We start from the raw sequence: 23,595 nt of genomic DNA, 5'->3' as shown, positions 1-23,595 counted from the left end.
CTCAGGGCTTCAGCCGCAGCACCTTCAGCACCGCTGGCGCGCGGCGCAGCGTGCGCATCACGTCGGCCAGGTGCTGGCGGTCGCGCACGCTGATCAGCAGGCGCAGCTCGGTGGTCTCGGCGGCGGCCTCGTCGTCCATGTCGATGTGGGAGATGTCGGCCTCGACCGAGCTCACGGCCTGCGCCACCTGGGCCAGCACGCCCTTGCCGTTCTTCAGCAGGATGGTGATGCTGGTCTCGAACGAGCGCACCGGCTCTTCGGCCCAGTCGACGGTGATCCAGCGTTCGCTGTCGCGCTCGAAGAGGCGCTTGCCGACGCTGCATTCGGCGGTGTGCACGAGCAGCCCTTCGCCGCGGCCGAGGTAGCCGACGATGTCGTCACCCGGGATCGGGCGGCAGCAGGTGGCCATCTGCACCGAGGCACCCTCGGAGCCGTCGATCACCACCAGGCCCTGGCTCGGCGTGAGGTCGTCTTGTGCGGCGTAGCGGCCCATCGTCAGCGTGAGCGCATCGGGCTTGGCGCCACGCTCCAGCATCAGCTGCGACAGGCGCTTGGCCACGATGATCGCGATCTTGCGGCCGAGGCCGATGTCGGTGAGCAGGTCGGCGCGGTTGCGGTTGCCGCTCCAGCGGGTGAGGGCCTGCCACAACGCAGCGGCGGCGGCGTCATTGGGGTCGGTGTCGGGCAGCGTCATGCCCTCGGCGCGCAGGGCTTGCGCGAGCAGCTTCTCGCCGAGCTGCTGCGACTCCTCCTGCTCCATGTTCTTCAGGTAGTGCCGGATCTTCGAGCGCGCACGGCCGGTGCGCACGAAGTTGAGCCAGCCCGGGTTGGGGCGGGCGCCGGGCGCGGTGACGATCTCGACCACGTCGCCGCTGCGCAGCTCGGTGCGCAAGGCCACCGGGTCGCCGTTGACCTTGGCGGCCACGCAATGGTCGCCCACGTCGGAGTGGATGGCGTAGGCGAAGTCGACCGGCGTCGCGCCCCGCGGCAGCGCCATGATCTTCGACTTGGGCGTGAACACATAGACCGCATCTGGGAAGAGGTCGATCTTCACGTGCTCGAGGAACTCGCTCGCGTCGCGTGTCTCGTCCTGGATGTCGACCAGCGACTGCAGCCACAGCGCACCCAGGCGCTGCGCGTCCTGCGGCTGGGCGGAGCCGCCGATCTTGTACATCCAGTGCGCGGCGATGCCCTTCTCGGCCACGGCGTGCATGGGCTCGGTGCGGATCTGGAACTCCACCGCCGTGCCCAGCGGGCTCACCAGCGTGGTGTGCAGCGACTGGTAGCCATTGGCCTTGGGGATGGCGATGTAGTCCTTGAAGCGGCCCGGCAGTGGCTTGTAGAGCTGGTGCAGCACGCCGAGCGCGAGGTAACACTCGGGCAGGGTGCTGACGACGATGCGGAAACCGAAGATGTCGTTCACCTGCGCAAAGGTCAGGTGCTTCTCGCGCATCTTGGCGTAGATGGAAAAGAGCGTTTTCTCGCGGCCGTACACCTGCACCTTCTGCTTGGCGTCGGCAAAGGCCTTTTCCACTTCCTTCTGGATGCGCTCGACGATGTCGCGCCGGTAGCCGCGGGCGCGGTTGATGGCCTTCGACAGCGCCGCGTGGCGCCAGGGGCGCAAGTACTGGAATGACAGCTCCTGCAGCTCGCGGTAGGTCTGGTTCAGGCCGAGGCGGTGGGCGATGGGGGCGAAGATGTCGAGCGTTTCGCGCGCGATGCGCACACGCTTGGCGGCGGCCATCGCCTCCATCGTGCGCATGTTGTGCAGCCGGTCGGCAAGCTTGATGAGGATCACGCGCACGTCGCGCGCCATCGCCAGCAGCATCTTGCGGAACGACTCGGCTTGCGACTCTTCCTTGGTCGAGAACTGGATCTTGTCCAGCTTCGTGAGCCCGTCGACCAGGTCGGCAGTGGCGCCACCGAAGCGTTCGATCAGCTCGACCTTGGTGACACCGCAGTCTTCCATCGCGTCGTGCATGAGCGCGGCCATGATGGCTTGCGCATCGAGCTTCCAGTCGGCGCACAGGCCGGCCACGGCGATGGGGTGGGTGATGTAGGGCTCGCCGCTCGCGCGGAACTGGCCCAGGTGGGCCTCGTCGGCGAAACGGTAGGCCTCGCGCACGCGCTTGATGTCGGCGGCGTCGAGGTAGTCGAGCTTCTTGACCAGCGTGGCGAAGGAGGCCGCTGCCGCATCGCTCACCGTGGGCGGGGGCGCTTCTCGCGCACGCCGGCCCACGCCGGTGGCGGCGTCGCGGATCCAGGTGATGGGGCTGGCCATGCCCCGAATTTATCGCGGATTGCCGGGCGTCGCCCCGGGCGCCACAAATGGAAACGGCCCCGAAGGGCCGTTGTCTTCAAAGCTGCCGAATCTGACTCAGACCGGCACCTTGCGCAGCATCTCGACGCCCACTTCGCCGGCGGCGATTTCGCGCAGGGCGGTCACGCCCGGCTTGTTCTTCGTCTCGATCTTGGGGGCATGGCCCTGGCTCAGCATGCGGGCGCGGTAGGTCGCGGCGAGCACCAGCTGGAAGCGGTTGGGGATCTTGGTCAGGCAGTCTTCGACGGTGATGCGGGCCATGCGGTACTCCGTGGGTCTAGCGGGGTCAATCGAGGTTCAGGGCGGCGAAGACAGACGGTTTGCTTCGACGCAGGGCAGCGTATTTGAGGCGCTGCGAGTGGACGATGGCTTTCAGGTCGAAAAGCGCCGTCTCAAAAAGAGCGTTGATTATAACGAAGTCGAAATGCCGGGCCTGGGCCACCTCGATGCGCGCGTTGCGCAATCGTTCCTCGATCACGTCGGCGGCGTCTTCGCCGCGGCGGGTCAGGCGCTGGGCCAGCTCGTCCCAGCTCGGGGGCAGGATGAAGATCAGGATCGCGTTGGGAAAGAGCTTCTTGATCTGCAGGGCGCCTTGCCAGTCGATCTCGAGCACCACGTCCTGGCCGCTGCCGATCTGGGCTTCGACGGCGGCCTTGGAGGTGCCATACAGGTTGCCGTGCACCTCGGCCCATTCGAAGAAGTCGCCGTGTGCGACTTTCTCGCGGAACGTCGGCTCGCTGATGAAGTGGTATTCGCGGCCGTCCTGCTCCTGGCCTCGGGGTTTGCGGGTGGTGTGCGAGATCGACACCACGAGGTGCGAATCGAGTTCCAGCAGCGCCTTGACCAGGCTCGACTTGCCGGCACCGCTCGGCGCCGCCACCACGAAGAGATTGCCGGGATAGTCCATCCCGGAATTTTGCCTGCGAAGTGGGTGGTCCGGGTGAGGGGTGTCAGGCCTCCTCGCCAAGGGGCGGCGGCAGGGCGTCGCCCGCCTGGCGGCGGCGGAACAGGGCCGCACGTGCCAGCACCATGGTCGTCACCGGTGCGGTGATCGACAGCACGATGATGATGAGCCACACATGCAGCGACAGCGAGCCGGCGCGTGTGCTGAAGTGCACGATCGACGCCAGGCTCACGACCCAGGCCGCCAGCGTGGAGGCCAGTGCCGGGGCGTGCATGCGCGCGAAGAAGTCGGGCAGCCGCGCGAGCCCCAGCGCGGCCAGCAGCACGATCACCCCGCTGGCGAGCAGCAGCAGCGCGACGATGGCTTCGGAGACGGTCATTCGATCACCTCGCCGCGCAGCAGGAACTTGGCCAGCGCCACCGACCCGACGAAACCGAACAGCACCATCAGCAGCGCACCCTCGAAATACATCTCGCTGTCGTAGCGGATGGCCAGCACCAGCATCAGCAACATGCCCACCACGTACATGAAGTCGAGGGCCAGCACGCGGTCTTGCGCGCTCGGGCCGCGCAGCAGGCGCACCAGGCCGATGCCCATGGCGGCCACGTACATCAGCAGCGTGGCCGTCACGGCCAGCGAGAGCAGCGTGCTCATCCGAAGATGTCCTTCAGCGGTTGTTCGTAGTCGGCCTTGAAGTGGGCGATGAAGCGGGCTTCGTCGTCCAGGTCGAAGACGTGCAGCAGCAGGGCGCTGCGGTCGGGCGCCAGCTCGCACCACACGGTGCCGGGGACGACGGCGGTGATCATCGCGAGGGCGGCGAGCCCATGCAGGTCGTGCAGGTCGAGCGGCACCACGACGAAGCCGCTGCGGGGCGGCCGGCGGCCGGCGCGGAACACGCCCGCCGCCACGTCGATCGCGGAGCGCACCACGTCGCGGCCCACGCGCAGCACCAGTGTCGCGAGCCGGCCCCAGTGGCGCAGCGGGCCGGGTGCCGGGCGCAGCGGCGCCATGAGCAGGGGCAGCAGCACCGCCGCCAGCAGGCCCAGCAGCACTTGGCCGATGCTGGTGCTGCGCGCGAGCAGCAGCCAGCCGCCGAAGAGGCCGAGCGACAACCAGGGCGAGGGCAGCAGGCGCTTCATCCGCCGCCCTCCGGGGCACGCACCAAGGGCCGGGCATCCATCACCGCCTTGATGTACAGCTCGGGGGCATGCAGCGCTTCCGCGGTGGCGCGGGTGTAGACCAGCATGCGCTCACCCTGGGCCACCATCACCACGGCGGCGACCAGCAGCCCGGCGATGGGCAGCGTCTCGGCCACCCGCAGGCGCAGCGACGGGCGCTCCACACCAGCCCAGAAGTGGCGCATGCCGATGCGCATGAGCGCGGTGGCGGCGAGCAGGCCCGAGACGATGAGCAAGGCAAAGAGAGCCCAGGCCGGTGGGTTGCGCAACTCCAGCAGCGCGCTCAGCATGGCGAGCTTGGCGACGAAACCCGACAAGGGCGGCAAGCCCGCGACCACCATCGCGCACACCGTGAAGGTCACCCCGAGGAACGCCAGCGCGGCGGGGATGGCGCGGCCGGTCAGCGCCCGTTCGTCGTCGTCGAGGTTGATGCCTTGCGGCGGCTCGGCGTCGATGAAGGCGGGCAGGGCGTCGCCGCCGGCATCCACCTCTTCGGGGCCGACCTCGACCTGGCGGCTGCGCTCCAGCAGCTCCACCAGCAGGAAGAGCGCACAGCCGGCGAGCGTGGAGCTGGCCAGGTAGAAGAGCGCCCCGCCGCTCAGCGCCGGGTCGTCGAACCCGACGGCGGCGATCAGCGTGCCCGACGAGGCGATCACGCTGAAGCCCGCCAGCCGCGCCAGCTGCTGCGAGGCCAGCATGCCGATCGCGCCGAAGGCGAGCGTGGCGAGCCCGCCCCACACCAACACCTCGCCGCCGAACGAGGCCGAGGCGCCGGCATTGGCCGGGAAGCAGAGCGTCCACAGGCGCAGCACCGCGTAGACGCCCACCTTGGTGAGGATGGCGAAGAGCGCGGCCACCGGCGCGCTGGCGGCGGCATAGGCGGGCGGCAGCCAGGCGTTGAGCGGCCACAGCGCCGCCTTGGCGAGAAAGGCGATGGCGAGGATGGCCGCGCCGGCGTGCAGCAGGCCGCGGTCGCTCTCGGGCACGAGCGGCAGCTTGTGCGCGATGTCGGCCATGTTGAGCGTGCCGGTCACGCCGTAGAGCACCGCCACGCCGATGAGAAATAGCAGCGAGGCCGCGAGGTTGACGGCGATGTAGTGCAGGCCGGCGCGCACCCGCGCCAGGCCACCGCCGTGCAGCAGCAGCCCGTAGCTCGCCGCCAGCAGCACCTCGAAGAAGACGAAGAGGTTGAAAAGGTCGGCGGTGAGAAAGGCGCCATACAGCCCCATCAGCTGCAGCTGGAACAGCACATGGAAATAGACGCCGGCATGCTGCCACCGTGCCAGCGCATACAGCAGGGTCGCCAGCCCGATGGCGCCGGTGAGCACCGCCATCAGCGCCGACAGCCGGTCGGCCACGAGCACGATGCCGAAGGGCACCGGCCAGTTGCCCGGCAGGTAGATGCCGAAGGCCGAGGGCGCCTGCTCGGCGGCACGCAGCAACAGGAGCACGGCCACCACCAAGCCGGCGGCGGTGGAGGCGAGGTTGATCACGCTCTTGAGCCCGCGCCGGCCTTCGCCAAGCATCAGCATCAGCGCCGCGGTGGCCAGCGGCAGCAGCACCGGCAGCACCACCAAGTGGTGGGCCGAGTACGCCACGTCGATCACGGCCGTTCCTCCTGCCCGTCCACATGGTCACCGCCCGTGAGGCCGCGCAGGGCGAGCAGCACCACGAGAAAGAGCGCCGTCGTCGCAAAGCCGATGACGATGGCGGTGAGCACCAGCGATTGCGGCACCGGGTCGCTGTAATGCACCAGGTCGGCGGGCAGACCGGCCTTCACGATGGGCTCGCGACCGATGGCGAGGCTGCCCACGCTGAAGATGAAGAGGTTGATCGCATACGACAGCAGCGAGAGGCCGATCAGCACCTGGAAGGTCCGCGGCCGCAGCACCAGCCACACCCCCGCCCCCGCCAGCACGCCGATCGCGATCGAGACCACGGCTTCCATTCAGGGCTTCTCCTTCTCGTGCTCGTCGTCGGCCGCTGCGGCCTGCTGGCGGCTCGCGCGCAGCGACTGGTGGGCGATGGCGGTGAGCAGCAGCAGCGTGGCGCCCACCACCACCGAGAACACGCCCAGGTCGAAGAGCGCCGCCGTGGGCAGGTGCACCTCGCCGACGAGCGGCCAGTGCACATGCATCGTGTGTGTCGTGAGGAACGGGTGGCCGAGCGCGAGCGAGCCCAGGCCGGTGCCGAGCGCCAGCAGCAGCCCGAAGGCGATCCAGCGCGGGGGCAGGAGCCGCATGCGTGCCTCCACCCAGCGCGTGCCGCCCACCATGTACTGCGCGATGAAGGCGATGGCCACCACCAGCCCGGCGACGAAGCCGCCGCCCGGCTCGTTGTGGCCGCGCATGAAGAGATGGAAGGCGAAGAGCCCCGCCACCGGCAGCAGCAGGCGCACGAGCACCGCCGGCACCTCCAGGTATTCCTGCAGGCGGTCGGTGTCTTCGGCGCGGTCGGTGAGGTCGCGGCCCATGCCGCGCACCCGCTGCTGCAGCGGCTGGTCGATGGTTTCCTGCGGCGGGCGGAAACGCCGCAAGAGCGCGTACACCGTGATGCCCACGATGCCCAGCACGGTGATCTCGCCCAGCGTGTCGAAGGCGCGGAAGTCCACCAGCATCACGTTGACGACGTTGGTGCCGCCCCCGCCCGGCAGCGCGTGCTCGAGGAAGTAGGGCGCGATCGACAGCGGCGCGGTGCGCGTGAGCAGCGCATAAGAGAGTGTGGCCAGGCCGACGCCGATCAGCACCGCCAGCACGATGTCGCGGCGGCGGCGCCACCAGGCGCGCATGGCGATGCGCGGGTCGTCCTGCGCCACGCGCTTGGGCATCCAGCGCAGGCCGAGCAGGAAGAGCACCAGCGTCACCACCTCCACCGCCAGCTGCGTGAGTGCGAGATCGGGCGCCGAGAACCAGGCAAAGGTGATGCACACCGCGAGGCCCACGACGCCAAGCATCGTGAGCGCCGCGAGCCGGTGGAACTTGGCCTGGTAGGCCGCCCCCACGGCACACGCGCCGGCGATCAGCCACATCAGCACGAACTCGGGCGTGGCCGGCACGCGTGCCCGGTCGCCCCACTCCAGCGGCACGATCAGCGCCGAGCCCAGGCCGGCCAGCCCGGCGATCAGCAGCATGACGAAGAGCTGCGGCTGCAGGCGACGCGTGCTCAGCCAGCGCAGCAGATGCGACGACCCGCGTGTGGTGCCAGCCAGTGCTGCTTCGAAGAGGCGCTTGCCGTCCAGCCCTTGCAGCAGCGGTGCGCTGCGTGTGCGGCGCTGTTTGAAGCGATCGGCGAAGCGCAGGTAGATCGCTGTGCCGGCCACCAGCGCCACCAGGCTCATCACGAGTGGCGTGTTGAAGCCATGCCAGATCGCGAGGCTGTACTCCGGCAGCACGCCGCCCACCACCGGCTGCGCCGCGGTGGCCAGGAGCGGCCCGACCGACCACGCCGGCAGTGTGCCCACCACCACGCAGGCGAGCACCAGCAGCTCCACCGGCACGCGCATCCAGTGCACCGGCTCATGGGGCTGGCGGGGGCAATCGGGTGGCGCACCGAAGAAGACGTCGTGCCCGAAACGCAGCGAATAGACCACCGCGAACACGCCGGCCAGCGTGGCCAACGCGGGCAGGCCGTATTCGACCGCTGGGCTTGCGCTCACGAACACCGTCTCGGCGAAGAACATCTCCTTTGACAGGAAGCCGTTGAGCAGCGGCACGCCAGCCATCGCCGCGCAGGCCACGATGGCCAGCGTGCCGGTGATGGGCATCGCGCGGTAGAGGCCATCGAGCCGGCGCATGTCGCGCGTGCCCGTCTCGTGGTCGATGATGCCCACCGACATGAAGAGCGAGGCCTTGAAGGTGGCGTGGTTCATCATATGGAAGACCGCCGCCACCGCCGCAAGCGGGCTGTTCAAGCCCAGCAGCAGCGTGATGAGCCCGAGGTGGCTGATCGTCGAGTAGGCGAGCAGGCCCTTGAGGTCGTTCTGGAACATCGCCGCATACGCGCCCAGCAGCAGCGTGGCGAGGCCTGCGCCGCCGACGATCCAGAACCATGCCTCGGTGCCCGCCAGCACCGGCCACAGCCGCGCCAGCAGGAAGACGCCCGCCTTCACCATCGTGGCCGAGTGCAGGTAGGCCGAGACCGGGGTGGGGGCCGCCATCGCGTGTGGCAACCAGAAGTGGAAGGGGAACTGCGCGCTCTTCGTCAGCGCGCCCAGCAGCACCAGGCCGAGCGCCAGCGGGTACAGCGCATGGGTGCGGATGCGCTCGCCCGAGGCCAGCACGGTCTCGAGCTCCAGGCTGCCGGCGATGTGGCCGAGCAGCAGCACGCCGGCCAGCAGCGCCAGGCCCCCGGTGGCGGTGACGGTGAAGGCCATGCGCGCGCCGCGGCGGGCGTCCTTGCGGTGCGTCCAGTAGCCGATCAAGAGGAAGGAGAAGACGCTCGTCAGCTCCCAGAAGACGACCAGCTGCACCAGGTTGCCCGAGAGCACCACCCCGAGCATCGCGCCCATGAAGCCGAGCAGCAGCGAGTAGAAGCGCGCAGCCGGGTCTTCCGGCGAGAGGTAGTAGCGGGCATACACGATGACCAGGAGGCCCATGCCGCTGACCAGCATGCCGAACATCCATGCGAAGCCGTCGATGCGCACGATGAGGTCGAGCCCCAGGCTCGTGAGCCACGGCAGCCGCTCGACCACCACGCCACCCGCGGCGACCTGCGGGTACAGCAGCGCCAGGGGCACCGCGACGGCCAGCGCCACGAGCGCCGCCCAAGACGATTCGAGGTTGCGGGCGTTGGTCGGCAGGAGGGCTGCGACCACGCACCCGACGAACGGCAACAGCAGGAGCAGCATCGGCGACATCGGCGGGCAGTGTAGGAGATGCCCTGTGCCAAACGGCCGCTGCCGCGTGGGGTCACTCGATGTTCTGCACCTGCTCGCGGAGCTGTTCGATCAGCACCTTCATCTCGACCGAGATGTTGGTGAGTTCCAGCGACGAGGCCTTGGAGCCGAGCGTGTTCGCTTCACGGAGCAACTCCTGTATCAGGAAGTCGAGCCGTTTGCCGACCTCGCCGCCCGCCTTGAGCAAGCGGGCGATCTCGTCGAGGTGGGCACGCAGGCGGGCCAGCTCTTCGGCCACGTCGATGCGGATCGCATAGGTGGCGGCTTCGTTCAGCGCACGCTCCTGCAGCGCCTCCTGCGACACGCCCTGCGCGCCGCCGGTGGCGGCCAGCGCCTCTTGCCAGCGTTCGATGAAGCGCTGCTGCTGGCGCTGCACGACGGCCGGCACCAGGGGCTCGGCGCGGGCGGCGAGTTCACGCAGGCCCCGCACCCGCTCCATCAGCACGGCCACGAGCTTGTCGCCCTCGCGCTGGCGGGCTTCGCGCAGGCCGGCGATGCAGCGGCGGGCAGCGTCGAGCGCCACCTCGTCGAGCCGCTCGGTGGCAGTTCCGCCCTTGCACCACTGCATGACCTCGTGCACCGACAGGCTTTGTGCCTTGGGCAGCCAGCCCTGGATGGTGCTTTCGAGCCGCGAGAGCCGGTTCAGCTGCTCGGGTTGGGGCGTGGGCCAGGAGGTGTCGGCGCTGGTCGTGGTGTTCAGGCGCAGCTCGATCTTGCCGCGGCGGAACGCACCGCCGATGAGGTCTCGCAGGGCGGGTTCCAGCGAACGGAACTCGTCGGGCAAGCGAAAACCCAGGTCGAGGAATCGGCCGTTGACGGAGCGCAGTTCGACTGTCACGCTGGCCGTTCCAGCAGCGCCGGATCGGGCGCCGGAAGCCTCTGCGCTCCCTGTGGTTTCTGTCGCAGATTGCGCCCCGGCGGTGGCGCTTGCATACCCGGTCATGCTGTAGACTGGCATTCGACTTATCGCATTGCAAAAAGAGATTATGTCAAAGCCGAAACCTGCGCCATTGCCCTCGGGCACCGTGGTCGGCGGGTACCAGATCATCAAGAAACTGGCAGCCGGCGGCTTCGGCGTCGTGTACCTTGCGGAAGACTCCGACCGGCACCTCGTGGCCGTCAAGGAATACCTGCCGTCCTCTCTTGCAGAGCGTGCGCCCGGCGAACTGATGCCGCGCGTCAAGCCCGAAAAGCAGCCTCTCTATCGTCTCGGCCTGAAGAGCTTCTTCGAAGAAGGCCGCAACCTCGCGCAGATCTCGCACCCGAGCGTGGTCTCGGTACTCAACTTCTTCCGCGAGAACGACACCGTCTACATGGTGATGAACTATCTGCAGGGCGACACCCTGCAGGACTTCATCGTCACCGCGCGCGACCTGAAGCGCGACAAGGTCTTCCGCGAGTCGACCATCCGTTCGCTGTTCGATGAAATCCTGCGCGGCCTGCGCATCGTGCACCAGCACAAGATGCTGCACCTCGACATCAAGCCGGCCAACATCTTCATCACGAACGAGAACAAGGCGGTGCTGCTCGACTTCGGCGCTGCGCGCGAAGTGCTGAGCAAGGAAGGCAACTTCATCCGCCCGATGTACACGCCGGGCTTCGCCGCCCCCGAGATGTACCGCCGTGACGGCACGCTCGGCCCCTGGACCGACATCTACGCGGTCGGCGCCTGCATCTACGCCTGCATGCAGGGCTACCCGCCGAACGACGCACCCCAGCGCATCGAGAAAGACCGCCTGGCGCTGAGCCTCTCGCGCCTGCGCAACGTCTATTCCGACAACCTGATCGAAGTCACCGAGTGGTGCATGTCGCTCGACCCGCTGTCGCGTCCGCAGAGCGTGTTCTCGCTGCAGAAAGAACTAGCGCGCGAGACCGAGCGCCGCTACACCAAGCTCAGCTTCAGCGAACGCCTGAAGCTGCAACTCGAAAACCTCACCACCGGCGCCAAGGCCTAAACCCCGATGCGATTCAGCGTCTACCAGGTCAGCCGCAAGGGCGGCCGCGAGAAGAACGAAGACCGCATGGGCTACTGCTACACGCGGGACTCCGGTCTCTTCGCGCTGGCAGATGGCATGGGCGGTCACCCGGAAGGCGAAGTCGCATCGCAGCTCGCGCTGCAGACGCTGGCCGCGATGTTCCAGCGCGATGCGAAGCCCACGCTCAAGGAGCCGATGCGCTTCCTGCACGAAGCCATCATCGCCGGCCACCACCAGCTGCTGCGCTATGCCACGCAGAAGGCGCTGATCGACACGCCCCGCACGACGGTCGTCGCCTGCGTCCTGCAAGGGAACATGGCCTATTGGGCGCACTGTGGCGATTCGCGGCTGTACCTCGTGCGTGGCGAGAAGCTCGTGGCGCGCACCCGCGACCATTCGTATTCCGAACTGCAAGAGACCATGAGCCACGTCGTGCCCATGGGCGAGCGTTTCAACCGCAACGTGCTCTTCACCTGCCTCGGCAGCCCGGGCAAGCCGGTGGTCGACACGGTCGGCCCGCTGATGCTGCAGGCCGGCGACCGGCTGCTGCTGTGCTCCGATGGCCTGTGGGGCACGGTGAGCGACGCTGAGATCACCGACCAGCTGGCGCGCAACACGATTTCCGACGCGGTGCCCGAGCTTGTGGAGCAGGCGCTGCGCAACGGCGGCCCGAAGAGCGACAACGTCTCGGTGCTGGCCGTCGAATGGGAATCGGCCGAAGACGGCGACAGCAACTCCGGCATCTCCACCCAGACCCTGGGCGAAGAGGTGTTCGCGTCGACCATCCAGGCCAGCGTGCTCGGCCAGGAGCCGCCCGACGAGCTCGACGAAGCCGAGATCGAACGCTCCATCCGCGAGATCAACGAAGCGATCCGTCGCTCGTCGCAGAAGAAGTCCTGACGTCGGGCCCAAGTCGGCCATCGCCGACAATACGGGCCATGACATTCCAACGCACCCAGAACCGCGCCGCAGACGCCCTGCGCCCCGTCACCATCACCCGCGGCTACACCAAGCACGCCGAGGGTTCCGTCCTCATCGCCTTCGGCGACACCAAGGTGCTGTGCACCGCCTCGGTGGAAGAGAAGGTGCCGCCGCACAAGCGGGGCAGCGGTGAAGGCTGGGTGACGGCCGAATACGGCATGCTGCCGCGCGCCACGCACACGCGGGGTGATCGCGAAGCTGCCCGCGGCAAGCAGAGTGGCCGCACGCAGGAGATCCAGCGTCTCATCGGCCGTTCGCTGCGCTGCGTGTTCGACCTGAAGAAGCTCGGCGAGCGCACCATCCACCTCGACTGCGACGTGCTGCAGGCCGACGGCGGCACCCGCACCGCCGCCATCACCGGCGCCTACGTGGCCGCGGCCGATGCGGTGAAGTGGTTGCAGAAGCAAGGCCTCCTGGTCGAGTCGCCGATCCGCGAGGCGGTGGCGGCGATCTCGGTGGGCATCGTCGAGGGCACGCCCTTGCTCGACCTCGAATACGTCGAAGACTCGGCTTGCGACACCGACATGAACGTCGTGATGACCGCCGCCGGCAGCTTCGTCGAAGTGCAGGGCACGGCCGAAGGCGCAGCCTTCACGCGTGGCGACATGGACCAACTGCTCGCCCTCGCCGACAAGGGCATCCGCGAGCTTGTGGCCGCGCAGCGCCAAGCGCTCGAAGGCTGACCATGAGGTTGGTGCTGGCGTCGAACAACGCCAAGAAGCTCGTCGAGCTGCAGACGCTCTTTGCGCCGCTGGGCCTGGAGCTCGTCACGCAAGGCAGCCTCGGCATTCCTGAAGCCGAAGAGCCGCACGTCACCTTCGTCGAGAACGCGTTGGAGAAGGCGCGGCATGCCGCGGCCCACGCGAAGTCGGCGGCGATTGCCGACGACTCGGGCCTGTGTGTCGACGCACTCGGCGGCGCGCCCGGCGTGCTGTCGGCCCGCTACGCCACGCTCTTTGGCCGCCCCAAGGATGACGACGAGAACAACCGTGTCCTGCTGGAGCAGATGGACGACAAGGACGATCGCCGCGCGCGTTTCGTCAGCGCGTTGGTCGCGGTGCGCTCGGCCGACGACCCCGAGCCCTTGATCGCTTTCGGCCGTTGGGACGGCGTGGTGCTCTGGGAACCGCGTGGCGAAGGCGGCTTTGGCTACGACCCCTTGCTGTTCATCCCTTCGCTCGGCAAGAGCGTGGCCGAGCTCGATGCCGCCACCAAGAACGCACACAGCCATCGCGCGATCGCGTCGCAGCAAATGCTCGCGCTGATGCGAGACGTGTGGCACCTTGGCTGACATCCCCATCACGGCGGCCGGCCCGGGCCGCACCGAGGACCTCGTCGCGCGCTACATGCGCCCTGGGGTGATGAACCTCGGCGCGTTGCCGCCGCTGTCGCTCTACGTGCACCTGCCGTGGTGCCTGAAGAAATGCCCGTATTGCGATTTCAACTCGCATGAGCAGAAGGGCGGCGTGCCCGAGGCGGCGTATCTCGCCGCGCTGCGCGCCGATCTGGAAGCCGCGCTGCCTTTCATCTGGGGCCGCCGCATCCACAGCGTCTTCATCGGCGGCGGCACGCCCAGCCTCTTCTCGCCCGACGCCATCGGCGAGCTGATCGCCGACGTGCGCGCACGCCTGCCGCTGGAGCCCGGCTGCGAGATCACGCTCGAAGCGAACCCCGGCACCTTCGAGCGCGATCGCTTCCGTGGCTACAAGGCCGCGGGTGTCACGCGCCTGTCGATCGGTGTGCAGAGCTTCAACGACGAGAAGCTGCAGGCCATCGGCCGTGTGCACGATGCGGCGCAGGCCCGGGCCGCAGTGGAAGAAGCGAAGGACACCTTCGACACCTTCAACCTCGACCTGATGTACGCCCTGCCGGGGCAGACGGTGGCCGAGCTGCGCGAAGACCTCGCGCAGGCGCTGGCCTACGCGCCGCCGCACCTGTCGATCTACCACCTGACGATCGAGGCGAACACCTGGTTTGCCAAGCACCCGCCGACGGTGCCCGACGACGACACCGCGTTCGACATGCTGGACGTGATCACCGAGCAGACGGCAACGACCGGGCTCGCCCGCTACGAAGTCTCAGCCTTCGCACAACGCGGCCACCATTGCCAGCACAACCTCAACTACTGGCAGTTCGGCGACTACCTCGGCATCGGCGCCGGGGCGCACAGCAAGCTGAGTTTTCCGCACCGCGTGGTGCGCCAGGTGCGCTGGCGTGAGCCGCAGACCTACATGGCGAAGGCGGCGGAAGGCCAGGCCATCTCGAACGACGAAGAGGTGAAGCGCGACGCGCTGGCCTTCGAGTTCATGCTCAACGCGCTGCGCCTGCGCGATGGCTTCGAGCTGGCGCGCTTCACCGAGCGCACCGGCCTGCCGCTGTCGGCGATTGCCAAGCCGCTCGACGAAGCGCAGAAGCGCGGGTTCGTCGAGCGGGACTTCGCCCGTGTGCGGCCCACGCCGCGCGGCTTCGATTTCCTCTCGGACCTGCAGGCCCTCTTCCTCGGTTGATCCTGGGCTGATGCCTCGGCGGGTCAATCGGCCTTCACCGCGCCGAAGGTCTGCGTGTAGCGGAACACCATCGCCGCACGCGAGCGCACGCCGAGCTTGCAGTAGATCGTCTTGAGGTACGAGCGCACCGTGAACTCGCTGAGGTGCAGTCGGTCGGCGATCTGCTTGGTGAGGTAGCCCAGGCAGACGAACTGCACGATCTGCATCTCGCGGTTGGTCAGCAGGTCGTGCAGGTTCTCGCGCGGCACGCTCGCCTCTTCCTTCGCGTCGGCGTCGAGCACCAGGGCGTAGCGGTGGAGGCCGATCTCGAAGTGAGCCAGCTCGCCGGCCGCATACACGAGGCGGGGCCGCGCATGGTGGCGGCCTTCCACGACGTGCTTGGGCACGATGTCATCAACACAGATGATGCGGCAGAGCTGGCTGCCGACACGGACGCTCGTCCCGGCGGATGCGCTCTCGCAGTGCGCATCGCTCTCGTGATGGTGCTCGTTCATCCGTGCCCCCCGTCCCCGCGTCGCGGGCTGCCTGGCCGGCGACTGAGGGGGCGATCGTGCCACCTCACCACCTGTCGCATCACCCCAAGTGTTAGGGGACCTGATCGATTTGACAGGCCTCGATGGACACGTGCTTTTGAGGGTATGCGAACGAGGGCCCGCGCTTGCGAGAGCACGCCGGAGCGCGCCCATCCGGGCGAGCGACAACGCGGACTGGTCGCTCGTGGTCGCGCTGCCTAGAGTCCATCGCATGGTCAACCGACCCGGCCACGACGGAGGCACCCGATGGATCAACCTTTTGACAGCGACGTGATGGACGACACCGATGCGCTCGACGCGGCGGGTGAAGGCTACGACGCCGGCGACGACGGCTTTGACGAGGCCGACGCGTCGGGTGACGAGTTCGTCGACGAGATGGGCCCGGCCGTGGCCAGCGGCGACGCCTTCGACGGCGACGGTGCCGACGACCTGGGCGATGCCTTCGGCGAAGGCGCCGACGACATGGCGGTGTGGAACGCCTTCGAAGAAGAGATCGCCGACGGCCTGGATGCGGCCGACGACGATGAATTCTTCGGCCGCCTGCTCGGTGGCCTGGGGCGCGCCGCCGGTGCGCTCGGGCGGGGAGCCGGGGGCAGCGTGGCGGGGCGTGTGGGCTCGTTCGCGCAGCGGGCCGGCCAGGTGGCCGGGCAGGTGGGGGGCGCGGCGCGGCGCGTGGCGCCTGCCGCCCAGGCCGCCGCCCGGCTCGCACGCATGCTCGGCGCGCCGGGGGCGGCCGGTGCTTTCGGCAACGTGGGCCGCATGGCGCAGGGCGTGGGCCGTGCCGCGGGTGGCGCGCAGGGGCTGCTCGCGCAGCTCAGCCAGCTGATGGGGCAGGGCGCCGATGCCTTCGAGGCCTTCGACGACATGGCCGACCTTTTCGCCGAGGACGGGGTGGACGAGGCGCTGCCCGCGGTGGTGGCGCTGGCGGCTCGCACCGCCGCACGCGGCCTGGGTTTTCGCAATCTGCAGCAGGTCTCGCAGGCGGGGCGCCGCGCCCTGGTGCGCGGCGTGGCCGCGGCGGCACGCGAGCTCGTGCGCCACCGCGGGCCGCGGGCGGTGGCCGCGTTGCCGCGCCTGGCGCAGGCCGCCACGCGGGTGGCCACGCGGCGTGCGCCCACGCCGCAGCGTGCGATGCAGGTGGTGCGGCGGGGCCTGCCGCAAGCCGCGCGCCGCGTTGCGCAGAACCCGCAGGTGGTGCGCCGACTGGCACAGCCCCAGAGCGGTGCGGCAGGCCCCCGGCCCCTCGCGCGGCCTGCGTCGATGGGGCGTGGCGCACCGGCCATGCCGGGCCCCCGCGGCACGCGCACCTTCACCTTCCAAGGACCGGTCACCCTGACCATCAGCCCGCAGCGGGCGTAACTCTCGAAACACGGTGCTGAAAGGAGCAAACCATGGACCGATTTGAAGCCGACGTGATGGACGACCTGATGTACGACGCCGCCGAGGGCCCTGCGGGCGGTGCGGCGAGTGCCTACGACGACTATGACGAGTACGACGAGGGCGATGACGACGATGCCTACGACGAAGGCGACGAGGGCGACGACGAGTTCTTCGGCGCCATCGCCGGTGGTCTCGGCCGCCTGCTGGGCGGTGGCGGGCGTGGCGGTGCACGCCGCGGGCGCCGTGGTGCCCCAGGGGGCGGCGGCGGTGGGGGGCTGGGCGGCCTGCTCGGCGGGCTGCTGGGCGCCGATGAGTTCGACGAAGGCGACGACTACGACGCCTATGACGAATACGACGAGTTCGACGAAGGCGAGGGCTACGACGAGTTCGATGCCGGCGACGACGTCGATTCGCTGGAAGACGCTGTGGCCGACGCGCTCGACGCCGCCGATGGCGACGAGTTCTTCAGCCGCCTGCGCAGCCTGGCCAGCGGCGCGGCCAACATCGCCCGCCGCGTGGGCCGCGGCGTGGGCCAGGCCGCGCGTGTGGTGGGCCCGATCGCCAGCATGATCCCGATCCCGCAGGCGCAGATGATCGGCCGCATCGCCAACGTGGCCGGCCGCCTGCTCGCCGACGGTGCCGACGAGTTCGAAGCCTTCGACGAGCTGGTCGACGGCCTTGACGAAGACGGCATCGACGCCGCCGCGCCGGTGCTCGCCGGCATGGTGGTGCGCCGCGCCGTGCCGGCCATCGCGCGCGCCGCGCCGGCGGTGCGCCGCGCCGCGGTGCGGGGCGTGACGCGTGCGGTGCGCCGGCATGGTGCCGCCAGGGCCCGCCCGCCGCGCGTGCGGTGGCGCGTGCGGTGCGGCCAAGCGGCGTGTGGTGCAGCAGCGGCGCGTGCCGCCGCGCCAGGCCGCGCGGTGGTGCAGCGTGCCGCGCAGGCAGTGGCGCGCCGGCCGCAGGCGGTGCGCCGCCTCGCCCGGCCGCTGGTGCCGGCCGCGCGCCGCACCACGCCGCGCGGTGCGGCAGCGCGCGTGATCGCCCGCACGGTGGCGCCGGTGGCGCGGCGTGCCGCGGTGGTCACGCCGGGCACGGCAGCCGCCGCGCGGCGGGGCGGTGCGGTCGGGGGCTGCGCGCACTGCGGCGCGGGCCGGCGCATCAACCTACGCGGCCCGGTGTCCATCCACATCCGCGCCCGCTAGGCCCGCACGCACCACGACCCAAGGAGCATGTCCATGTCGGCCCAGACCGCATCGGTACGGCGATTCCTGCGCGCCAAGATCAACGGGCTGTCGGCCCGGCTCTCGCGGCTCGCACGCATCGACAACGCCTTCGTTGGCCTGCGCCCGCAAGACATGCCTTACGCGCCGTCGGCGCGCCACTTCGATGCCGCCAACAACCGGCTGGCGCGGGTGGAGCAGCGCATCCGCACACGCTTCGCGCAACTGCGCCAGGGGTGGGAGGGCCGCCCGGTGCAGCGCGTGCTGATCGACGTGGCGCTGGTCGAGCGCGAGCTCGACCGGGCACGCCGGCTCTTCGGCATGTTCTACGAAGTGCTGGCGCAGCGCGGCACCGCCTTCGGCCCCTCGCTCGCCGCGCACGACGTGATCGCCGAAGACTGCTACCTCGCGGTGCGCGAGGCCGCACCGCGCATCTTCGAGGGCGCGCTGCTCAAGCCCGTGTGCTACATGGAGCACGGCTATTCGCCTGCCACCATGCGGCGCGGCGTGTCGCTGTCGAGGTTGTTGGGAGAAGCGAATCCGTTCCCGCTGATCCGCATTCCCTGGGACCGCGACCAGCCCTGGCAGTCGGTCTTCCTGCACGAAGTGGCGCACAACCTGCAGTCGGACCTGGGCATCTGGCAGGAGAACCGCCAGGCCGTGCTGCGCCGGGTGATGGGCTCGGCCCGCGACCCCTTCCTCGCCACCGTCTATGGCCGCTGGCACAAGGAAATCTTTGCGGACCTGGCCGCCATCTTGTTGGGCGGGCCGGCCGCCGCCTGGGGCATGGCCGACTTCCTGGCGCACCCGCAGCCGCGCACGCTGACCTACCGGCCCGGCGGCGCGCACCCCACGGCCTACCTGCGCGTGTACCTGCTGGCCGAGATGCTGCGGCGCATCGGCTTCACCGACCACGCGGCGCGGCTCTTGCGCGTGTGGCAGGCGCTGTACCAGCGCGACGGGGTCAACCGCATCCCGCCGGCGCTGATCTCGAGTGCACCGCGGGTGATTCCCGAGGTGGTCGACGAGATCGCGTTCCAGACGCGGCGCAATCTCGCGCAGCGTGCGCTGGCCGACGTGATCCCCTACGGCCCGCAGGACGAGGCGGCCATCCGCGACGGCGCCCGCCGGCTGGCCGCCGGGCACAGCACGGCGCTCGCGCCGCGCCACCTGGTGAGCGCCGCGCACTACGCGCTGGAAGGCGGGCGCGTGGCGCCGCAGCGCCTGGCTCGCAGCGTGATCGAGCAGCTCATCCAGACCCAGCGGTCGGCGCAGGGCGCACCGCAGGCCACCGCCCCCCCGCTGCCGCGGCGAGAGCCTTTGAAGCTTGCCGCCTGATTCACTCAACGAGGACCCGAACATGTCGAACCTGGCCTACATCGGAACCCCCGCCCGCGGCGACGTGGGCACGCCCGACCCGCTGCGTCTGGAGATGGACAACCTGATCCGCCGCGAGCTCGGCGTCGGCGACCCGAGCAACCCGCAGCAGATCGCCAACGCGCTGCGCGAGCGCTACCAGCACGATGCGCGCACCCGCGCCATCGAGCAGGAGGCGCAGGGGCTGCCCTTCCTGCAGACCAAGCCGCTCTTCGTGCCGGCGGCGATGGAGCGCACCGCCACCGCGATCGATCTCGAGCAGGCCCGCCAGGACGTCGACAAGGACCTGCAGGAGCTCACCTCCAGCAACCTCCTGAAAGACGTGGCGCCCGAGCTCGACGGCTGGGCCGACGCCATCCGTGCCGCGGTGGCCGAGGCGACCAACGCCGCGCGCTTCGGCCTCGACCCGCGCCAGCGCGACCGCGCCTTCGGCCTGCGCCGCACGCTCGGCGACTATGCGCGGCTGGCCCGCCTGGTGGGCGCGCTCACGCCCTCGATGAACGACAGCTACCGCAGCCTCGCGCAGAGCATCGACGAGGTGAACTCGGTGATCCTCGTGCTGGTGGGCGAGAGCATGGCCAACAACGGCTTTGCCGGCGGGCGTTTCCTGCTGCAAGCGCCGTACTCCGAGCTGCAGACACGGCGCGACGCCTGCATGCACGCGCTGCGCAACCTGCTGGGCTCGCTGCAATTCACCGGCCAGCCCAACGACTGGCCACGTGGCATCGACGCCTACCGCCGCCTCTTCGATGCGCTGGAGCTGCAAGGCCAGGGCGACCTGCGGGCGCTCATGACCGAGCAGGAGCTCGGCCGCACGATGGACGCGCTGGTGCGCCGCGCCGCGCAAGGCACGGCCTCCGGCCTGCGTGCGCTCGGCTCCACCGCGCAGGTGGACCTGCAGCGCTTCTACCGGCTCATCAACTTCGGCTACCAGCTCGTCAACCCCGAGTCGCCGCCGCTCACGTCTTTCCTCGAAGCGCTGCGCCTCTTCGCCGACGGCTTTGGCACCGCGGGGGGCTTCCGCCTGCTGCGCGTGGCACGCCCGCCCATCGTCTTCTACGGGCTCTACACGCAGGAAGAGGAGCACGAAGCCGACCGCCGCCTGACGAAGCTCACCATCGAGCGCGGGCGGCTTGCGAGCCAGCTCGACTGTCTGATGCGCTGCAACTGCGACGACACCACCGCGCTCAGCCAGATCCTGCTCGACAAGGCGCTGTACGACGTCGACCGTGCGATCGACCTCTATGCCGTGGGCCGTGACGACCTCGGCCAGCCCGAGCTGCGCGCCGCCGCCTACAGCTACCTGATGGACGCGCTGCTGCTCACCACCACCGCCGCCGGCCAGGCCACCGACCCGCCGCAGCGCGGCGACCCCGCCGCCGCCGACGAACCCGTCGGCGCCACGCCGCGGCCCGAGCTGCGCCGCACCCTCGTCAACCTGAGCAGCCTGCTGCGGCCCAAGGCCGGCACGCCCGAGTGGGCCGACTGGGAAAAGCACACCCGCAACAACTTCGAAGCCTGGCGCCTGGCCAACGGCATCGTGCCGGGCTCGGTGTTCCGCTTCACCGACGTGCTGCACCAGGAGCTGTGCCTGCAGCGCGACGGCGAGCAGCGCTGGGAGCAGCTGGTCGACCAGATGGCGCCCAACTGCATCCGCACCTCCACGGTGTTCGGCCCGGACGGCGAGATGTCGGCGCTGCTCGAAAACGCGATGGCCCTGCTCGCCGCCGGCGCCACCAACGTGCAGACCGACTGCGGGCTGCACGGCCCGAACATCCCGGCGCACCTCGAGACCTCGCTCGACACCATTGCCTACAACAGCGGCCGGAACGGCAGCGGGCGCTGACACGAACGACCCACGACACAGGAGCCCCTCATGGCGACTTCCATCGTTCCCGACTTCGCTGACACGGCCCAGGGCCGTGTGGTCAGACGCCTCGTGGGGGCCGCGGCGCCCGCACCGGCGCCTGCGCCCAAGCCGACCGTGGCCGTCGGCCCGGCGCGCAGCCCCTTCTGGCAGAACAGGATCGACACGCTCGACACCGAGCGGCGCCAGCTGTCGGAACTGAAGGTGCTCAAGGGCGACATCAGCTCGATCGACAAGGCGATCGGCGGCTTGCGCCTGCCCACGAGCTTCAGCGTCACCACGCAGATGAGCGCCACCGACGCCGAGCTCCTGCGCCGCAGCGTCACGGCCGCCGAACAACTGGCCGACAACACCCGCTCGCGCACCGACAGCTGTGTGTCGCGAGGTGACATGTCCGACCTGGCCTACACCGTCATCGCCCGCCTCACCACGCTGGCCGTCCCGCTGATGGACCGCCGCAACGTCACCCTGGACAGCGTGCTCGCCAGGCTCGGTGACCCCACCACGCGCACGCTGGTGGCCGACGTGGGCCGGCTCCTCGCTGGCACGCCCGCGGCCAATGCCCTGGTGCTGCTCAGCCGCGCCGTCGACCTGCAGCCCTTCGAGCAGTGGCAGAAGGCCGGTGCCCCGCAAGACGACCCGCGCCTTTTCGCCGAGCTGAACCGCCGTGCCGCGCTGCTGCTGGCCGCCAAGTGCGAGGTCGCCGCTACCGCTTCGGGCGCCGCACCCGACTGGCCGCCCGTGCCCAAGGCCGCCCCAACGCCCGGCACCGCCGCGGCCACCCCCGCCGCCCCGGCCCGCAAGGCCCGCGCGCGCAAGGCCAAACCCTGATGCCTGAGCACCGGCCCCATCCACGCAATGCCCGACCACCGTTCCAGGAGAAAAGGTCATGAGCTTCCAGACCACCGAAACCATCCAGCGGCTGTGGGAGACCTTCCTGCGCGACCAGCTTGCCGCCATGCCGCCCGAGCAGCGCCAGAAGTTCGAAGGCTCCTTCGAGCAGCGCTTCGGCGAGCTGCTCAAGGGCGCGGCCACCGGCGGCGAGGGCCGCGACGGCTTCCTCGACCTGATCGGGTTCGGCGACAAGGGCGCGCCCGACTTCGACCAGATCTCCTACCCGCACATCACGCCCGATTTCGACGACGCAATCGTGCCCAGCCAGCTGCATGCGGCGGCCGAGCTGTACTACATCTACCAGCACGAGCGCATGAAGATCTTCGAGGTGGTGGAGACGCTCCTGCGCCTGTTCCGCCTGGGCAAGATGCGCATCCAGCGCGGCCCTGGCGCGCGCGGCCTGTACCTGCTCGAAAAGTGGCGGCCGCTGCGCTACGGCCGCAACGAGCGCATGGTGGCCTACCGCCGTGCCTTCAACTACGGCACCAATGCGCCGCCCGCCGGCGCGGTGGTCAACCGCAACTTCCACCGCCAGCTCGTGGGCTTCATGGTCTCGCTCGGCCAGTACTTCCGCGACCTCTTGATCGGCGAGGTGATCCGTGGCGGCCAGCTCATCGAGCAGCGGCCCTTCGGCAGCGTGGCCACCGTGCAGCGCATCGGCCTCGACCTGCGCTACGCGCTCGACCGCTCCACCTACGGCAACATCTTCTCGCTGGCGATGGAAACCGGCCACCACCTCAAGGCCATCCTGCAGCTGCTCGACTCGCCCGACATCAAGAAGGCCTTCGACGCCAACACCAAGTGGGACGTGGTCGAGATCGTCTCCAACCGCTACCTCGGCGGCACCGCCGAGCCCTCGCAGCGCGCCAAGATGGCCGAGAGCGGGCGGCGCATCCTGCAGTTCGTGGCCGACAACGACTTCAAGACCGCCATCGACCCCATCCTCTTCCAGAGCACCGTGCGGCCGATGGGGGCGCATGCCGAAGCCTGGGTCGCGGCCTACCGCATGACGCCCGAAGGGCGCGGCTTCCCCGGCGTGACCCCGGCGCTGCAGAGCGTGCTGGGCGTGCCGCAGGCGGCGTGAGGAGCGCGAATGTCCTACCACTACTTCCGGGATGGTTTCGACGAGGGTGTCGATGACGCGATCATCCAGCGCCCGCATGAGCGCGTCATCGGGCAGGTGGCGCAGCAGGTCCAGCGCTGGTTCCCGCGCAGCAACATCTTCGTCACGCACCGCCGCCGCGAGTACGGCCGGGAAGTCGGCAACCCCGACCTGTGGCCTGACCTGCAGTTCCGCCACCCGCAGCGGCACCGCACCACGCACATCGAGGTCGATACCACCCGCCGCGGAATGGACGACCACATCCGTGACCACCTCCAGCACAGCAGCAACCGGCGTGGCGTCTTCCTGCAGATCCATCCGCGCACCGGCGACATCATCCGCAAGGTGGTCTATGCGGCCAACAACCGCAACCCGGTGATCAACGAGACGCGCAGCCGCCGCCCCGGCACCCCCGGGTTGCGTCTTCTGGAAACCGATGTCTTCGACGAATTCGACGCCTGA

General features: G+C 69.6%; 23 protein-coding genes. 12 read left to right on the top strand and 11 right to left on the bottom strand.

What is annotated here, in order from left to right; translation table 11 throughout:
* Position 1 precedes the first annotated feature (1 nt).
* The 10 genes from KF892_09845 to KF892_09800 form a co-directional block, all read right to left on the bottom strand.
* Positions 2–2,281, bottom strand: a complete 2,280-nt coding sequence (locus tag KF892_09845; protein MBX3625302.1) for a bifunctional (p)ppGpp synthetase/guanosine-3',5'-bis(diphosphate) 3'-pyrophosphohydrolase — start codon at positions 2,279–2,281, stop codon at positions 2–4.
* 96 nt (positions 2,282–2,377) lie between these two features.
* A complete protein-coding gene (gene rpoZ / locus KF892_09840) occupies positions 2,378–2,581 on the bottom strand; it encodes a DNA-directed RNA polymerase subunit omega (GenBank protein ID MBX3625301.1) in 204 nt (67 codons plus the stop codon).
* 25 nt (positions 2,582–2,606) lie between these two features.
* Positions 2,607–3,227 carry a guanylate kinase gene (gene gmk, locus KF892_09835; GenBank protein ID MBX3625300.1) on the bottom strand — a complete coding sequence of 207 codons (621 nt, stop codon included), beginning with the start codon at positions 3,225–3,227 and terminating at the stop codon, positions 2,607–2,609.
* A gap of 43 nt (positions 3,228–3,270) precedes the next feature.
* The gene (gene mnhG / locus KF892_09830) at positions 3,271–3,603 is read right to left on the bottom strand and encodes a monovalent cation/H(+) antiporter subunit G (GenBank protein MBX3625299.1); all 333 of its coding nucleotides are present in this window, start codon (positions 3,601–3,603) and stop codon (positions 3,271–3,273) included.
* A complete protein-coding gene (locus KF892_09825; protein MBX3625298.1) occupies positions 3,600–3,878 on the bottom strand; it encodes a K+/H+ antiporter subunit F in 279 nt (92 codons plus the stop codon). The genes mnhG and KF892_09825 overlap by 4 nt, the downstream gene beginning before the upstream one ends.
* Positions 3,875–4,363 (bottom strand): Na+/H+ antiporter subunit E, encoded by a 489-nt coding sequence (locus KF892_09820; GenBank protein MBX3625297.1) that lies wholly within the window; start codon positions 4,361–4,363, stop codon positions 3,875–3,877. The genes KF892_09825 and KF892_09820 overlap by 4 nt, the downstream gene beginning before the upstream one ends.
* Positions 4,360–6,009 (bottom strand): monovalent cation/H+ antiporter subunit D, encoded by a 1,650-nt coding sequence (locus KF892_09815; protein MBX3625296.1) that lies wholly within the window; start codon positions 6,007–6,009, stop codon positions 4,360–4,362. The genes KF892_09820 and KF892_09815 overlap by 4 nt, the downstream gene beginning before the upstream one ends.
* Positions 6,006–6,350, bottom strand: a complete 345-nt coding sequence (locus KF892_09810) for a Na+/H+ antiporter subunit C (protein MBX3625295.1) — start codon at positions 6,348–6,350, stop codon at positions 6,006–6,008. The genes KF892_09815 and KF892_09810 overlap by 4 nt, the downstream gene beginning before the upstream one ends.
* Positions 6,351–9,257, bottom strand: coding sequence for a monovalent cation/H+ antiporter subunit A (locus tag KF892_09805; protein ID MBX3625294.1), 2,907 nt, complete (start codon positions 9,255–9,257; stop codon positions 6,351–6,353). It lies immediately after the preceding gene.
* A gap of 52 nt (positions 9,258–9,309) precedes the next feature.
* On the bottom strand, positions 9,310–10,254 hold the full coding sequence (locus KF892_09800; protein ID MBX3625293.1) for a YicC family protein: 945 nt from the start codon (positions 10,252–10,254) through the stop codon (positions 9,310–9,312).
* A gap of 28 nt (positions 10,255–10,282) precedes the next feature.
* Between KF892_09800 and KF892_09795 the strand changes: the two genes are divergently transcribed.
* From KF892_09795 to KF892_09775, 5 genes are read left to right on the top strand one after another with little or no spacing between them, the layout of a single operon-like run.
* Complete coding sequence (locus tag KF892_09795) at positions 10,283–11,251, top strand: serine/threonine protein kinase (protein MBX3625292.1); 969 nt, start codon at positions 10,283–10,285, stop codon at positions 11,249–11,251.
* A 6-nt stretch (positions 11,252–11,257) separates the two neighbouring features.
* On the top strand, positions 11,258–12,172 hold the full coding sequence (locus KF892_09790; GenBank protein MBX3625291.1) for a serine/threonine-protein phosphatase: 915 nt from the start codon (positions 11,258–11,260) through the stop codon (positions 12,170–12,172).
* Between the two features lie 38 nt (positions 12,173–12,210).
* Entirely contained in the window at positions 12,211–12,936 is a 726-nt protein-coding gene (gene rph / locus KF892_09785) for a ribonuclease PH (GenBank protein ID MBX3625290.1), read from the top strand.
* 2 nt (positions 12,937–12,938) lie between these two features.
* Positions 12,939–13,544, top strand: coding sequence for an RdgB/HAM1 family non-canonical purine NTP pyrophosphatase (gene rdgB, locus KF892_09780; protein ID MBX3625289.1), 606 nt, complete (start codon positions 12,939–12,941; stop codon positions 13,542–13,544).
* A 55-nt stretch (positions 13,545–13,599) separates the two neighbouring features.
* A complete protein-coding gene (locus tag KF892_09775; protein MBX3625288.1) occupies positions 13,600–14,760 on the top strand; it encodes an oxygen-independent coproporphyrinogen III oxidase-like protein in 1,161 nt (386 codons plus the stop codon).
* 23 nt (positions 14,761–14,783) lie between these two features.
* Here KF892_09775 and KF892_09770 read toward each other — a convergent pair whose 3' ends face one another.
* Positions 14,784–15,254, bottom strand: coding sequence for a response regulator transcription factor (locus KF892_09770; GenBank protein MBX3625287.1), 471 nt, complete (start codon positions 15,252–15,254; stop codon positions 14,784–14,786).
* A gap of 285 nt (positions 15,255–15,539) precedes the next feature.
* Between KF892_09770 and KF892_09765 the strand changes: the two genes are divergently transcribed.
* The 7 genes from KF892_09765 to KF892_09735 are packed head-to-tail and all read left to right on the top strand — an operon-like array spanning position 15,540 to position 23,595.
* On the top strand, positions 15,540–16,652 hold the full coding sequence (locus KF892_09765) for a hypothetical protein (protein ID MBX3625286.1): 1,113 nt from the start codon (positions 15,540–15,542) through the stop codon (positions 16,650–16,652).
* Positions 16,653–16,684: 32 nt separating this feature from the next.
* Positions 16,685–17,875: a hypothetical protein gene (locus KF892_09760; protein MBX3625285.1), complete on the top strand. Its 1,191-nt coding sequence runs from the start codon at positions 16,685–16,687 to the stop codon at positions 17,873–17,875.
* Between the two features lie 33 nt (positions 17,876–17,908).
* Positions 17,909–19,231 carry a hypothetical protein gene (locus tag KF892_09755; GenBank protein MBX3625284.1) on the top strand — a complete coding sequence of 441 codons (1,323 nt, stop codon included), beginning with the start codon at positions 17,909–17,911 and terminating at the stop codon, positions 19,229–19,231.
* Positions 19,232–19,253: 22 nt separating this feature from the next.
* A complete protein-coding gene (locus KF892_09750) occupies positions 19,254–21,116 on the top strand; it encodes a hypothetical protein (GenBank protein MBX3625283.1) in 1,863 nt (620 codons plus the stop codon).
* Positions 21,117–21,146: 30 nt separating this feature from the next.
* The gene (locus KF892_09745; protein MBX3625282.1) at positions 21,147–21,968 is read left to right on the top strand and encodes a hypothetical protein; all 822 of its coding nucleotides are present in this window, start codon (positions 21,147–21,149) and stop codon (positions 21,966–21,968) included.
* A gap of 58 nt (positions 21,969–22,026) precedes the next feature.
* On the top strand, positions 22,027–23,115 hold the full coding sequence (locus KF892_09740) for a hypothetical protein (protein MBX3625281.1): 1,089 nt from the start codon (positions 22,027–22,029) through the stop codon (positions 23,113–23,115).
* A 9-nt stretch (positions 23,116–23,124) separates the two neighbouring features.
* A complete protein-coding gene (locus tag KF892_09735; protein MBX3625280.1) occupies positions 23,125–23,595 on the top strand; it encodes a hypothetical protein in 471 nt (156 codons plus the stop codon).

The sequence above is a fragment of the Rhizobacter sp. genome, assembly GCA_019635355.1.
GTDB lineage: Bacteria > Pseudomonadota > Gammaproteobacteria > Burkholderiales > Burkholderiaceae_C > Rhizobacter.
The sequence above is the reverse complement of the archived record's forward strand: the minus strand, read 5'-3'. Positions and strand labels throughout refer to the sequence as shown.

Coding starts and splice junctions, on each gene's coding strand:
- KF892_09735 (MBX3625280.1), top strand. CDS start 23,125: ATGTCCTACCACTACTTCCGGGATGGTTTCGACGAGGGTGTCGATGAC.
- KF892_09805 (MBX3625294.1), bottom strand. CDS start 9,257: ATGTCGCCGATGCTGCTCCTGCTGTTGCCGTTCGTCGGGTGCGTGGTC.
- KF892_09845 (MBX3625302.1), bottom strand. CDS start 2,281: ATGGCCAGCCCCATCACCTGGATCCGCGACGCCGCCACCGGCGTGGGC.
- KF892_09795 (MBX3625292.1), top strand. CDS start 10,283: ATGTCAAAGCCGAAACCTGCGCCATTGCCCTCGGGCACCGTGGTCGGC.
- KF892_09775 (MBX3625288.1), top strand. CDS start 13,600: ATGCGCCCTGGGGTGATGAACCTCGGCGCGTTGCCGCCGCTGTCGCTC.
- KF892_09755 (MBX3625284.1), top strand. CDS start 17,909: ATGTCGGCCCAGACCGCATCGGTACGGCGATTCCTGCGCGCCAAGATC.
- KF892_09760 (MBX3625285.1), top strand. CDS start 16,685: ATGGACCGATTTGAAGCCGACGTGATGGACGACCTGATGTACGACGCC.
- KF892_09810 (MBX3625295.1), bottom strand. CDS start 6,350: ATGGAAGCCGTGGTCTCGATCGCGATCGGCGTGCTGGCGGGGGCGGGG.
- KF892_09765 (MBX3625286.1), top strand. CDS start 15,540: ATGGATCAACCTTTTGACAGCGACGTGATGGACGACACCGATGCGCTC.
- KF892_09750 (MBX3625283.1), top strand. CDS start 19,254: ATGTCGAACCTGGCCTACATCGGAACCCCCGCCCGCGGCGACGTGGGC.
- rdgB (MBX3625289.1), top strand. CDS start 12,939: ATGAGGTTGGTGCTGGCGTCGAACAACGCCAAGAAGCTCGTCGAGCTG.
- KF892_09740 (MBX3625281.1), top strand. CDS start 22,027: ATGAGCTTCCAGACCACCGAAACCATCCAGCGGCTGTGGGAGACCTTC.
- gmk (MBX3625300.1), bottom strand. CDS start 3,227: ATGGACTATCCCGGCAATCTCTTCGTGGTGGCGGCGCCGAGCGGTGCC.
- KF892_09825 (MBX3625298.1), bottom strand. CDS start 3,878: ATGAGCACGCTGCTCTCGCTGGCCGTGACGGCCACGCTGCTGATGTAC.
- mnhG (MBX3625299.1), bottom strand. CDS start 3,603: ATGACCGTCTCCGAAGCCATCGTCGCGCTGCTGCTGCTCGCCAGCGGG.
- rph (MBX3625290.1), top strand. CDS start 12,211: ATGACATTCCAACGCACCCAGAACCGCGCCGCAGACGCCCTGCGCCCC.
- KF892_09820 (MBX3625297.1), bottom strand. CDS start 4,363: ATGAAGCGCCTGCTGCCCTCGCCCTGGTTGTCGCTCGGCCTCTTCGGC.
- rpoZ (MBX3625301.1), bottom strand. CDS start 2,581: ATGGCCCGCATCACCGTCGAAGACTGCCTGACCAAGATCCCCAACCGC.
- KF892_09800 (MBX3625293.1), bottom strand. CDS start 10,254: ATGCCAGTCTACAGCATGACCGGGTATGCAAGCGCCACCGCCGGGGCG.
- KF892_09770 (MBX3625287.1), bottom strand. CDS start 15,254: ATGAACGAGCACCATCACGAGAGCGATGCGCACTGCGAGAGCGCATCC.
- KF892_09745 (MBX3625282.1), top strand. CDS start 21,147: ATGGCGACTTCCATCGTTCCCGACTTCGCTGACACGGCCCAGGGCCGT.
- KF892_09790 (MBX3625291.1), top strand. CDS start 11,258: ATGCGATTCAGCGTCTACCAGGTCAGCCGCAAGGGCGGCCGCGAGAAG.